General features: G+C 73.3%; 13 protein-coding genes. 8 read left to right on the top strand and 5 right to left on the bottom strand.

What is annotated here, in order from left to right:
- Positions 1–128 precede the first annotated feature (128 nt).
- From B4U46_RS12105 to B4U46_RS12085, 5 genes are all read left to right on the top strand, one after another.
- Entirely contained in the window at positions 129–1,190 is a 1,062-nt protein-coding gene (locus tag B4U46_RS12105) for a PhoH family protein (protein ID WP_079426839.1), read from the top strand.
- A gap of 13 nt (positions 1,191–1,203) precedes the next feature.
- The gene (gene ybeY / locus B4U46_RS12100) at positions 1,204–1,701 is read left to right on the top strand and encodes an rRNA maturation RNase YbeY (RefSeq protein ID WP_079426836.1); all 498 of its coding nucleotides are present in this window, start codon (positions 1,204–1,206) and stop codon (positions 1,699–1,701) included.
- Positions 1,698–3,005: a hemolysin family protein gene (locus tag B4U46_RS12095; RefSeq protein WP_079426834.1), complete on the top strand. Its 1,308-nt coding sequence runs from the start codon at positions 1,698–1,700 to the stop codon at positions 3,003–3,005. Before ybeY ends, B4U46_RS12095 begins: the two co-directional genes overlap by 4 nt.
- On the top strand, positions 3,002–3,355 hold the full coding sequence (locus tag B4U46_RS12090) for an MmcQ/YjbR family DNA-binding protein (protein WP_079426832.1): 354 nt from the start codon (positions 3,002–3,004) through the stop codon (positions 3,353–3,355). The genes B4U46_RS12095 and B4U46_RS12090 overlap by 4 nt, the downstream gene beginning before the upstream one ends.
- 173 nt (positions 3,356–3,528) lie before the next feature.
- The gene (locus tag B4U46_RS12085) at positions 3,529–3,906 is read left to right on the top strand and encodes a cytidine deaminase (protein ID WP_389610182.1); all 378 of its coding nucleotides are present in this window, start codon (positions 3,529–3,531) and stop codon (positions 3,904–3,906) included.
- A gap of 59 nt (positions 3,907–3,965) precedes the next feature.
- On the opposite strand, the gene B4U46_RS12080 is transcribed toward B4U46_RS12085, so the two are convergent.
- Positions 3,966–5,282: an MFS transporter gene (locus tag B4U46_RS12080; protein ID WP_079426828.1), complete on the bottom strand. Its 1,317-nt coding sequence runs from the start codon at positions 5,280–5,282 to the stop codon at positions 3,966–3,968.
- Between the two features lie 70 nt (positions 5,283–5,352).
- Between B4U46_RS12080 and B4U46_RS12075 the strand changes: the two genes are divergently transcribed.
- The 3 genes from B4U46_RS12075 to era all read left to right on the top strand — a co-directional run bounded on the left by B4U46_RS12075 (position 5,353) and on the right by era (position 8,832).
- A complete protein-coding gene (locus B4U46_RS12075; RefSeq protein WP_079426826.1) occupies positions 5,353–6,342 on the top strand; it encodes a GlxA family transcriptional regulator in 990 nt (329 codons plus the stop codon).
- Positions 6,343–6,500: 158 nt separating this feature from the next.
- The gene (locus B4U46_RS12070; protein ID WP_079426824.1) at positions 6,501–7,694 is read left to right on the top strand and encodes a hypothetical protein; all 1,194 of its coding nucleotides are present in this window, start codon (positions 6,501–6,503) and stop codon (positions 7,692–7,694) included.
- A 187-nt stretch (positions 7,695–7,881) separates the two neighbouring features.
- Positions 7,882–8,832 (top strand): GTPase Era, encoded by a 951-nt coding sequence (era, locus tag B4U46_RS12065; RefSeq protein WP_079426822.1) that lies wholly within the window; start codon positions 7,882–7,884, stop codon positions 8,830–8,832.
- 18 nt (positions 8,833–8,850) lie between these two features.
- Here the strand turns inward: era and B4U46_RS12060 are convergent, their stop codons facing one another.
- The 4 genes from B4U46_RS12060 to B4U46_RS12045 all read right to left on the bottom strand — a co-directional run bounded on the left by B4U46_RS12060 (position 8,851) and on the right by B4U46_RS12045 (position 11,874).
- Entirely contained in the window at positions 8,851–9,519 is a 669-nt protein-coding gene (locus B4U46_RS12060; protein WP_079426820.1) for an SAM-dependent methyltransferase, read from the bottom strand.
- Positions 9,520–9,631: 112 nt separating this feature from the next.
- Positions 9,632–10,441 (bottom strand): GNAT family N-acetyltransferase, encoded by an 810-nt coding sequence (locus tag B4U46_RS12055; protein WP_079426818.1) that lies wholly within the window; start codon positions 10,439–10,441, stop codon positions 9,632–9,634.
- Between the two features lie 70 nt (positions 10,442–10,511).
- On the bottom strand, positions 10,512–10,784 hold the full coding sequence (locus B4U46_RS12050) for a protealysin inhibitor emfourin (RefSeq protein ID WP_079426816.1): 273 nt from the start codon (positions 10,782–10,784) through the stop codon (positions 10,512–10,514).
- A gap of 10 nt (positions 10,785–10,794) precedes the next feature.
- Positions 10,795–11,874, bottom strand: coding sequence for a M4 family metallopeptidase (locus B4U46_RS12045; protein WP_079426814.1), 1,080 nt, complete (start codon positions 11,872–11,874; stop codon positions 10,795–10,797).
- Positions 11,875–12,213: the final 339 nt, after the last annotated feature.

The following is a 12,213-nucleotide window of genomic DNA, read 5'->3' as shown; positions in this document are numbered from 1 at the left end:
GCGGGCCCGGCCCCGGGCCGGAAAACCCCTCGGGAACGGTCCGGGGTGGACGTACCCTTGGTACTCCGGAGGCCGTCGATCGGCGCGGCCCCTCAGCGGGAGGTATGCGCAGGCCACAGTGCCGGCCCATGACTCAGACACCGACAGCCCACAGCCCCGTTCCGGGTCAGGCGCGAGCCCATTTCACCGTTCCGGCGACGCACCCCATGGTGACCGTCCTCGGCTCGGGCGACGCGCTGCTGCGCGTGATCGAGAAGGCCTTCCCGAGGGCCGACATCCACGTTCGGGGCAACCAGGTCAGCGCGGTCGGCGAGGCGGCGGAAGTCGCCCTCGTCCAGCGCCTGTTCGACGAGATGATGCTCGTGCTCCGCACCGGGCAGCCGATGACGGAGGACGCAGTGGAACGCTCGATCGCCATGCTCAAGGCGAACGGCAGCGACGCGGAGGGGCGCCCGCTGGAGACCCCGGCGGAGGTGCTCACCCAGAACATCCTCTCCAGCCGGGGCCGCACCATCCGCCCCAAGACCCTCAACCAGAAGCGGTACGTCGACGCGATCGACAAGAACACGATCGTCTTCGGCATCGGCCCCGCCGGTACCGGCAAGACCTACCTCGCCATGGCCAAGGCCGTGCAGGCCCTGCAGTCCAAGCAGGTCAGCCGGATCATCCTGACCCGGCCCGCCGTCGAGGCGGGGGAGCGGCTCGGCTTCCTGCCGGGCACGCTCTTCGACAAGATCGACCCCTACCTGCGCCCGCTCTACGACGCCCTGCACGACATGATGGACCCCGACTCCATCCCCCGCCTGATGGCCGCCGGCACCATCGAGGTGGCGCCCCTGGCCTACATGCGCGGTCGCACGCTCAACGACGCCTTCGTCGTCCTCGACGAGGCGCAGAACACCAGCCCCGAGCAGATGAAGATGTTCCTGACCCGCCTCGGGTTCGACACGAAGATCGTCATCACCGGTGACGTCACCCAGGTCGACCTCCCGAACGGCACCAGGAGCGGTCTGCGCCAGGTCCAGGAGATCCTGGAGGGGGTGCCCGACATCCACTTCTCGCGGCTCACCTCCGAGGATGTCGTCCGGCACAAGCTGATCGGCCGTATCGTCGACGCGTACGAGAAGTACGACGACAGCCAGGCGGCCCGGGAGACCGGTCCGGCCCGGAACGGCAACCAGCGGAAGTAGAACCCAGCGCACCATGTCGATCGACGTCAACAACGAGTCCGGAACCGAAGTCGACGAGCAGGCGATCCTCGACATTGCCCGCTACGCGCTCACCCGGATGCGGATCCACCCGCTCTCCGAGCTCTCCGTCATCGTCGTCGACGAGGACGCCATGGAGCAGCTCCACATCCAGTGGATGGACCTGCCCGGACCCACCGACGTCATGTCCTTCCCGATGGACGAGCTGCGTCCGCCGTCGAAGGACGACGAGGAGCCCCCGCAGGGGCTCCTCGGGGACATCGTCCTGTGCCCCGAGGTGGCGAAGAAGCAGGGCCAGGACGCCCCCACGCAGCACTCCATGGACGAGGAGCTCCAGCTCCTGACCGTCCACGGGGTGCTGCACCTGCTCGGGTACGACCACGAGGAGCCGGACGAGAAGGCCGAGATGTTCGGCCTCCAGGCGGCCATCGTCGACGGCTGGCGCGGTGAGCGCGGGATCACCGGTCCCTCCCCGGCGCCGACCGTCTCGTGACCGGCGCCTACCAGCTGATCACCGGGGCGGTCCTGCTGACCGTGGTGGCCTGGTTCGCGGCGTGCGCCGAGTCCGGGATCGCCCGCGTCTCCAGCTTCCGCGCCGACCAGGCCGTACGGGAGGGCCGGCGCGGCAGCGCCAAGCTGGCCCAGGTCGCCGGCGACCCCACCCGCTACGTCAACGTGGCCCTGCTGGTGCGCGTGACCTGCGAGATGGCGGCGGGCGTGCTCGTCACGTACGTCTGCCTCGACGCGTTCGGGGAGAACTGGACCGCGCTGCTGGTGGCCATCGCGGTGATGGTGCTGGTCTCCTTCGTGGCGGTGGGCGTCTCCCCCCGCACGATCGGCCGCCAGCACCCGCTGAACACCGCGACGGCGGCCGCGTACGTCCTCGTCCCGCTCGCCCGGATCATGGGGCCGATCCCGCAGCTGCTGATCCTCATCGGCAACGCCCTCACCCCGGGCAAGGGCTTCCGCAAGGGGCCCTTCGCCTCCGAGGCCGAGCTGCGCGCGATGGTCGACCTCGCGGAGGCGGAGTCGCTGATCGAGGACGACGAGCGCCGGATGGTGCACTCGGTCTTCGAACTCGGCGACACGCTCGTGCGCGAGGTGATGGTGCCGCGCACCGACCTCGTCTGCATCGAGCGCTACAAGACCATCCGCCAGGCGACCACCCTCGCCCTGCGCTCCGGTTTCTCCCGGATCCCGGTCACGGGGGAGAACGAGGACGACATCGTCGGCATGGTCTACCTCAAGGACCTCGTCCGCCGTACGCACATCAACCGGGAGGCCGAGACCGACCTGGTCTCGACGGTGATGCGGCCGGCGGTCTTCGTGCCCGACACCAAGAACGCCGGGGACCTGCTGCGCGAGATGCAGTCGGTGCGCAACCACGTGGCCGTCGTCATCGACGAGTACGGAGGCACGGCCGGCATCGTCACCATCGAGGACATCCTGGAGGAGATCGTCGGCGAGATCACCGACGAGTACGACCGGGAGCTCCCGCCGGTCGAGGACCTCGGCGACGACCGCTACCGGGTCACCGCGCGCCTGGACATCACCGACCTCGGAGAGCTGTTCGGGGCGCTGGCCTTCGACGACGAGGACGTGGAGACGGTCGGCGGACTGCTGGCCAAGGCCCTGGGCCGGGTGCCGATCGCCGGTGCCTCGGCGGTGGTGGACCTGCCGGACGGGCGTCCGCTGCGGCTGACGGCCGAATCCCCGGCGGGCCGCCGGAACAAGATCGTCACGGTGCTCGTGGAACCGGTGGTTCCCGAGGGCGCCGAGGGTGAGGAGGGGGCATGACCCCGGCGGAGCTGCGCGCGTTCTGTCTGAGCTTCAACGCGGCGGTGGAGGAGTTCCCCTTCACCCCGGAGACCTCGGTGTTCAAGGTGCTGGGGAAGATGTTCGCCCTGTCGGCCCTGGACGGCGAGCCGCTGAAGGTCAACCTCAAGTGCGAACCGGAGGCGGCGGTACGGCTGCGTGAACAGCACGCCGCGATCGTGCCCGGCTGGCACATGAACAAGCGGCACTGGAACACCGTGACGGTCGGGGAACTGCCGGACGCGCTGGTGCGGGAGCTGGTGGAGGACTCGTACGACCTGGTCGTGGCCGGCCTGCCGAGGGCCGAGCGGCTGCGGCTGGACCGGCCGTGAGTCGCGGCCGCCCCCCGGTCGAAGGTTAGGGTCGAAGGTCATACGGGTTCGGGACCTTCGGATCGCAGGGTCCGGCTGATTCGCTGTTTAGGTTTGTCCTGCGCCCCGGGGGGAGGCGTGAAGGGGGAACCGCCCCGGCGGGGCCGTTGCACGGCGCCGCCGGGGCGCTCCCTATGCTTTCGCCTATGACCGAGAGCAGCGTGGGCGCGGGGATCGACCCCGAGGACAGCAAGATCATCACCCTGGCGCGCAGCGCCCGGGCGCGCAACGGGGTCCCCGAGGGGGCGGCGGTCCGCGACGAGACCGGCCGCACCTACGTCGCCGGGACCGTGGAGCTGGACTCCCTCAAGCTCAGCGCGCTCCAGACGGCCGTCGCGATGGCGGTGGCCAGCGGCGCCCGCTCCCTGGAGGCCGCTGCCGTGGTCAGCGCGGCCGACGCCCCGGCCGAGGCCGACCGCGCGGCGGTCCGCGACCTCGGCGGCCCGGCCACCCCGGTCCTGCTCGCCGGCCCGGACGGCACCCTGAAGTCCACCACCCCCGCCGGGGCCTGAACCCCCTGCGCGCCGCCCGGCCCGGGCGGCGCGCTCCCGGTCCCCCGGGGGGCCGGGGCTCAGGCCGCGGCCGGGACGGCGGCGGCCCCTTCCGGGCGGCGCCGGATCACCATCGCCAGCAGGGCCGCCACCGCGCACAGCGCGCCCGAGGCGTACCAGACCAGGTCGTACGAGCCGAGCGCGTCCCGCGCCACCCCGCCGAGGAAGGCCACCAGCGCCGCGCCCACCTGGTGCGAGGCCAGCACCCAGCCGAAGACGATGGCGCTGTCCTGCCCGTAGTGCTCCCGGCACAGGGCGATGGTCGGAGGCACGGTCGCGACCCAGTCCAGCCCGTAGAAGACGATGAACAGCACCATCGGCGGGTGCACGGCCGGCGCCAGCAGCACCGGCAGGAACATCAGCGACACCCCGCGCAGGGCGTAGTACACCGCCAGCAGGCGGCGCGCCTCGAACCGGTCGGTGAACCAGCCGGAGGCGATGGTGCCCAGCACGTCGAACACGCCGATCACCGCGAGCAGCCCGGCGGCGGCCGTCACCGGCATGCCGTGGTCGTGGGCGGCCGGGGTGAAGTGGGTGCGCACCAGCCCGTTCGTGGAGGCCCCGCAGATCGCGAACGTGCCCGCCAGCAGCCAGAACGGCCCGGTCCGGGCCGCCTGGAAGAGCACGGTCACCGCCCGCCGCGCCGCGCCCTGGACCGGTGCGGGCTTGGGCGCGTAGGTGCCCCCGTACGGGGCGAGGCCCACGTCCGCCGGGTGGTCGCGCAGCAGCAGCCACACGAAGGGGACGACGGACAGGGCCGCCAGCGCCACGGTGACGGAGGCCGGCCGCCAGCCGTGGTGCTCCACCAGCCAGGACAGCAGCGGCAGGAAGATCAGCTGCCCGGAGGCGCCCGCGGCGGTGAGGATGCCGGTGACGAGCCCGCGCCGGGCGGTGAACCAGCGGTTGGTCACCGTCGCGGCGAAGGCCAGCGCCATCGAACCGCTGCCCAGGCCCACGAGCACGCCCCAGAACAGCACCAGCTGCCAGGACGCGGTCATCCACACGGTGGCCAGCGAGCCGCCCGCGATGACGGTCAGGGCGAGCGCGACGACCTTCCGGATGCCGAAACGGTCCATCAGGGCGGCGGCGAAGGGGGCGGTGAGCCCGTAGAGGGCGAGGTTCACGGAGACCGCGAAGCCGATGGTCCCGCGCGACCAGTCGAACTCCTGGTGCAGCGGCTCGATGAGCAGTCCGGGCAGGGAGGCGAAGGCGGCCGCGCCGATGATCGTCACGAAGGCGACGGCCGCGGCGTACCAGGCCCGGTGGATGCGGCCGGGCTCGCGGGGCGCCGCGGGCGCGGTGTCCTGGGTGCTGGAGGTGGGTGCTGTCTGCGTCACCCCGACAGCTTCCGGCCAGGAGGACGCCGACGACAGTGGCCTGACCGACACGCTTCGATACGATCGGGCCATGGCCACCGCCGCGCAGCCCCACCGTGTCGTCATCCTCGCCCTCGCCGGGCTCCTGCCCTTCGAACTCGGCATCCCGCACCGGATCTTCGGCTACGCCAAGGGCCCCGGCGGGCGGCCCCTGTACGAGATCCTCACCTGCGGGCTCGCCCCCGGGCCGGTCCGCACGGACGCCGACTTCGCCATCCACGTCGAGCACGGTCCCGAACTGCTCGCCACGGCCGACACCGTGGTGGTGCCGGCCTCGTTCGAGCTGGGGCCGGTCTACGCCGAGGGCCGGCTGACCGGCGAGCTCGCGGCGGCCCTCGCGCACATCCGGCCCGGCACCCGGCTCGTCTCCATCTGCACGGGCGGCTACGTCCTGGCCGCCGCCGGGTACCTGGACGGCCGTCCGGCCACGACGCACTGGGCTTCCGCCGAGCACTTCCAGCGGATGTTCCCGGCCGTGCGGGTCGATCCGGACGTCCTCTACACCGACGACGGGGACGTGCTGACCTCCGCCGGGGTCGCCGCGGGCGTCGACCTGTGCCTGCACATCGTCCGCCGCGACCACGGGGCCGCCGTGGCCAACGAGGCGGCCCGGCGGACCGTCGTGCCGCCCCACCGGGACGGCGGGCAGGCGCAGTTCGTCAACCGGCCCGTGCCCGAGCCGCAGCGGTCCAGCACCACCGCCGCGCGGGCGTGGGTGCTGGACCGGCTGCACGAGCCGCTGCTGCTGAGCGACCTGGCCCGGCAGGAGGCCATGTCGGTACGGACCTTCACGCGCCGTTTCCGCCAGGAGTCGGGGGTCAGCCCGGGGGAGTGGATCACGGGCCAGCGGGTGGAGCGGGCGCGGCAGTTGCTGGAGCGGACGGAGCTGTCGATGGAGGCGGTGGCGCGGGAGGCGGGCTTCGGGACGGCGCAGTCGCTGCGCAAGCACGTCCAGGCGGCGCTGGGGGTGAGCCCGACGGCCTACCGGCGGACCTTCCGGGCGACGGAGGCGGGGGCCTGACTCCTGCTGACGCCTCGTCAGGTCCGGGCGCCCCGTGCATTGACTTCTCCCGCGGCTCGCCCGTGAATGGCCCTCTGTCGGGTCGGTTCGGGGCGGCGGGAGGGGGCGGGGCGGTGCGGAGAGGGGCGCGCGCCAGGGGCCGGGCGGCGGCCCTGGGCATGGCCGTACTCGTGGCCACGGCCGGGGGAGCGCTGGGGGCACCGGCGGCGGCCGACGGTGAAACGCCCCCGGGGCGGGTGGAGTTCCCCACGCGCTGCCTGCCGGCCGCCGAGGGGCCGACGGCGGCCCGGATCGAGGTGGACGACCCGGCGCCTGGGGTCGGTGACACGGTGACGGTGACCTACCGGCTGGACCGGACCCCGGCCGTGCCCCCGCCCCGGGCCGGCGCCCCCGTTCCCACCGGACGGATCCTGCTGGGCGGCGCCCAGACCGGCGAGGTGACGCTCGCCTCCCCGGACCCGGACCCGGCCCCGGACGGGGGCCCGGGACCCGTGACCCCGGCGGCCGGGGCCGCCGGGGTGGTCATGCGGGGGAGCTTTGTCGTCGGCGAGGCCGGTGAGATCACCCTCACCCCGGGCGGCTACAGCGTCGGGGGAGTCGCCTGCGCCGTGGCCGGGCCGTCGGCGCCGGTCGCGTCGCGGATCACCGCGGCCCCGCTGCCCGTCATGAACCTGCGGGGCCTGGCCCTCGGCACCTCGTACGGGGAGCCGGGCGCCCGGGTCCGGATCACCGGGGCCGGGTTCCCGCCGGGCGCCGCCGTGACGGTCGCCGGCCGCGCGGGCGCCGCCGGCACGGCCGACCGCGCGGCGGCCACCGCGGACCGGTCCGGAGCGTTCGCGGCGGAACTGGTGGTGGCGGACCGGGGGACGACCGGGGTCGTCGCGTACGAGGGCGCCGCCTGGTCGGCGGAGCGGGGTACGCGGCCCGAGCCGTACACGGTCGTCGAGCCGGCCCCTGCCGTGGGCTCGCTGACGATGACGCAGGCCGGGGCGGCGATCACGCTGGGCGCGGTCGGGTACGGGGGCGGAGGCGCGGCCGACGGGCGGATCGGCACGGTGACGGTGGTCGACACACGGGGTCCCGGGACGGGGCGGTGGACGCTGCGGGGCAGGCTGACGGGGTTCACGGGGGCCGACGGGGCTCCCGTCCCGGGGGCGGTGCTGGCGTGGGCCCCGTCCTGCGCGGGGGGAGGCTGTACGGCGGGAGGCCCGGGGGTGGTCGGGCCGGAGGGAGCCGTGCTGGCCTCGGGGGCGGGTGGGACGTCCACGATCGACGCCACGGTCACGCTGCGGCTGCCCGCGTACACCCCGCCGGGCGCGTACCGGGCGGCCCTGACCCTGACCCTGTCCTAGCCGGACCCGTGCCCCGTGGCCGCTGCGCGGGGCTTCTCCCCGCCCCGCCCTTCCTCCGTTCCCACCTCGATCGCCGGTGCGGCTCAAAGATTCGCCTCAAACGCCGGCGGGGCTATTCATAGCCCCGCCGGCGTTTGGACAGCCCCGCGGGGCGGTCTGGTCGGCGGGCCGGGCGGCATCGGGGAGAATGGCCCGTATGAGCGATCGTTCCCCCGAGCCCACCGCCCCGCACCGCGCGGGCTTCGCCTGCTTCGTCGGCCGCCCCAACGCGGGCAAGTCGACCCTGACCAACGCGCTGGTGGGCACCAAGGTCGCGATCACCTCGAACCGGCCCCAGACCACCCGCCACACCGTCCGCGGCATCGTGCACCGCCCCGACGCCCAGCTGGTCCTCGTGGACACCCCCGGCCTGCACAAGCCGCGCACCCTGCTGGGCGAGCGGCTCAACGACGTCGTGCGCACCACCTGGGCCGAGGTCGACGTCATCGGCTTCTGCCTGCCCGCCGACCAGAAGCTCGGCCCCGGCGACAAGTTCATCGCCAAGGAGCTCGCGGGGATCAAGAAGACCCCCAAGATCGCCATCGTCACCAAGACCGACCTGGTGGAGTCCAAGCAGCTGGCCGAGCAGCTCATCGCGATCCAGCAGCTCGGCGCCGAGCTCGGCATCGAGTGGGCCGAGATCGTCCCCGTGTCGGCGGTCGGCGACAACCAGGTGCAGCTGCTGGCCGACCTGATCGCCCCGATGCTGCCGGAGAGCCCCCCGCTCTACCCGGAGGGCGACCTCACCGACGAGCCCGAGATGGTCATGGTCGCGGAGCTGATCCGCGAGGCCGCGCTGGAGGGCGTCCGCGACGAGCTGCCCCACTCCATCGCCGTCGTGGTCGAGGAGATGATCCCGCGCGAGAACCGCCCCGCGGACCGGCCGCTGCTCGACATCCACGCCAACGTCTACATCGAGCGGCCCAGCCAGAAGGGCATCATCATCGGCCCCAAGGGCTCCCGCCTGAAGGAGGTCGGCATGAAGTCGCGCAAGCACATCGAGGCGCTGCTCGGCACGCCGGTCTTCCTCGACCTGCACGTGAAGGTCGCCAAGGACTGGCAGCGGGACCCCAAGCAGCTGCGCAAGCTCGGTTTCTGACCCCGGCCGCCGCCCCCGTCAGGGCAGGCGGCGGACCTTGAGGGTGTTGTCGTAGCCGTGTCCGGGCCGGTCGGCCTCCGCGCCGACCCGCTCGTGCTCGGCGCAGACCAGCACCTCCCAGCCGCCCTCGGGCAGCTCCAGGCCGGCCAGCACCTCCTCGGGGGTGGGGAAGTACAGGTCCGGGTGCGGGTTCTCGGCACCCGGCGCCGGACCGCCGTGCCCGGCCACCAGCAGGACCCCGCCGGGGGCGACGGCCGCGGCGGCCGTGCGCAGGATCCGCTCGCGGGGCATCTCGCCGGGGCTGTGCAGGAAGCAGGCCGCGACCAGGTCGAACTCCCCGTCGGGGAAGGACTCCCCGAGGTCGTGGCGCTCGAAGGCGATCCGCTCCGCCAGGCCCGCCTCCGCGGCGTGTCCGGCCGCCCGCTCCAGGGCCACGGGGGAGATGTCGGTGCCGGTCACCGTCCAGCCCCGTCCGGCCAGCCAGACCGCGTCGGCGCCCTCGCCGCAGCCGAGGTCCAGGGCCCGGCCGGGGGCGAGGCCCGCGGCCTCGCGCACCAGCACCGAATTGGGCCGGCCGCTCCAGATCCGCTCGCCCTCGCGGTAGCGGGAGTCCCAGAACTCCTGGCCGGCCGCCTCGACGCGGTGGCCGTGATCGTGCTCGTGGTGGGTGGGGGAGGGGGTGGGCACGCGGTCTCCTCGGTGAGCGTGAGCGCCTGTACGGACACCGCCGATGCTCCGCCCCCGCCCGCGAGCGCGGCAAACCTTCTTGCGGTTTCCGCAAAAAGGCGGCTCCGGCGGCCTATGCCGCCGGGGGCTCCGCGATGAGGGCCGTGCCGACGCGGCGGAAGCCGGCGCGGGCGTAGATCCGGGCCACGTCCTCGTCGCCGGCCGACAGGAACACCGTCGTCACCCCGCCCTCCAGGGCCTGTGCGACCAGCGCCGCCGTCACCCCGAGGGCGAGCCCCTGGCGCCGGGCCGCGGGCAGCGTACCGACCCCGACGATCTCGGCCACCTCCCCGACCGGGTTGTACTGGCCCGAGCAGAGCACCACCCCGTCGCGGACCGCCGCCGCCATCCCCGTGCGTCCGTCCGCGAGCATCCCCGACACGCGCGCCCGGCGCTCCTCGACCGCCGGGTCGGCCAGCGCCGCCGCCAGTTCCGCCGGGCCGGCCTGGCCCGGGGCGGTCCCCGGCTCGCGGAAGGCCAGCCCCGCCACCGTCACGGCGGCCGCGAGCAGGGGGTCCCCGGCGCCGAGTGCGCGGACCTCCGGATGCGGGGCGAGCGGTTCGGCGCCGGCGTCCAGCACCATCAGCGGGTGCGCGTGGACGTGCAGCCCCGCCGCTTCCACGGCGGCCCGCAGGCCGGGGCTGTTTTCGGCCACCCATTCGAACGCCTCGGGCACCTCCAGTTCCCGCTGCCTCTCCAGCACCTTCCGTACGTCCGCGGCGGTGGCCTCGGGGCCCCCGAGGGAGGGCCGCGCGTAGTACTGCCAGCCGTTCCCCTCCTGTACGAACAGGGTGAGCGGCCCGAAGTCCTCACCCCGGGCACCGCCCCGGCGGGGAACGGTGTCGTAGTACTGCTCCAGGGATTCCAAGATCTTTGTGGTCATCCGGCCATCCAAGCAGGAGCGGCCGGCCCGGGCACCCGCATTGTCGCCCGGGCCGCAGGAGCGCCCGCCGCTACGCGCCTTCCTTCAGCACCCGTGTGATCAGGCCGCGCTGGGAGTCCGTGAGGTGGGGGTCGTGGCAGGACACCGTCCGCCCGTCCACCGTGATGCGGTAGGCGAACCCGTCCCGGACCCCGCCGGGCCCCTCGGCGGCCCGGGGGTGGGGGTGCAGGGCCAGCTCGGCCAGGTCCCGCCACTCCTGCTCGTCGGGCCGGCCCGAGGTGTCCACCTCGGCCCGGCGCTCGATCCCCGCGAATCCGCCCGTCCGCACCACTTCGATCTTCATACCGGCATTCCTACCCCAGGCCGACGGCCGCCCAGGCCTTCTGGAGCGCCTGGTGCTCGGCGCCGCCCTCCCCGTACCGGGCGACGGCCGCGGCCACCGACAGCCGGGCGAAGTCCTTGAAGTCCGCCCGGGACTCCAGCTGCCCGCCGGTCAGGGTGTCGTACCAGATCTGTCCGGCCCGCTCCCAGGCCTTGCCGCCCAGCTCGGTCGCCACGATGTAGAAGGCGTGGTTGGGGATGCCGGAGTTGATGTGGACGCCGCCGTTGTCGCGGGAGGTGGTCACGTAGCCGTCCATCGTGGCCGGCTGCGGGTCCTTGCCGAGCTCGTCGTCGTCGTACGCCGTCCCCGGCGCCTTCATGGAGCGCAGCGCGACCCCGGTGACGTGGGGGCCGAGCAGCCCGGCGCCGATCAGCCAGTCCGCCTGGTCGGCGGTCTGGCCGAGGGAGTACTGCTTGATCAGCGAGCCGAAGACGTCCGACATCGACTCGTTGAGGGCGCCGGACTGGCCGTGGTAGTCGAGGTTGGCCGTGTACTGGGTGACCCCGTGCGTCAGCTCGTGGCCGATGACGTCCACCGACACCGTGAAGTCGAGGAACAGGTCGCCGTCGCCGTCGCCGAAGACCATCTGCCGGCCGTCCCAGAAGGCGTTGTTGTAGTCCTCGCCGTAGTGCACGCTCGCGTCCAGCGGCAGGCCGGAGCCGTCGATCGAGCGGCGGCCGTAGCCCTTGAGGAAGAGTTCGTACGTGGCGCCCAGCCCCGCGTAGGCGCGGTTGACGGTGGCGTCCTTGGAGGCGTCGGCCCCCTCCGCGCGGACCTTCTTGCCGGGCAGCCGGGTCTGGTGCTGGGCGTCGTAGATCGTGCGCCGCGGTCCCTCGGGGGCGGAGGAGTCCGCATCGGCCGGGGCGATCCCGCGGACGGTGCTGATCCGGCGCCGGGTGCGCAGGAGGGCGTCGGTCTCCAGGGTGCGCTGGGCGGCGTCGGCCCGGGCGGCGTCGGCGGACCGGGCTGCCTTGTCCAGCAGGTGCGGCGGCACCACGGTGCAGAAGACGGAGTGGTGGGGGGCGTGTCCGTGGGAAAGGAAGGCATCCATCCCGGAAATGTGGCAGTGGGTGATGGTGCTGTCACTACTGGCGAGCATGATTCATTCGGTTGTCTCAAAGTCGACGCGCCGTGTTGACGGATCCGCCGGACCTTGCCGGATGAAAGGCGTCCTGAGTCACAAAGGGTATAAATCGGACGCGCCGGTCTTGCATACTGAAACAGGTCCTCGCGACACGGCGCGGCTCGGTTAGGCTCGGCCCATCATGCGTTTCGGGCTGCTTCTCCTTAGCTGCCGCGGCGAGGGTCTGTAGTCGTAGGCCGGCCCCCTCCCCGCGGAGTTTGGTGTTGCGGTTTTCACTACCGCCGTCGGCCGTTCAGCGAACTACAC

This window comes from Streptomyces katrae, assembly GCF_002028425.1.
GTDB classification, from domain to species: domain Bacteria; phylum Actinomycetota; class Actinomycetes; order Streptomycetales; family Streptomycetaceae; genus Streptomyces; species Streptomyces katrae_A.
Note: the sequence above shows the minus strand (reverse complement) of the source record. Positions and strands in the feature narration are given on the sequence as shown.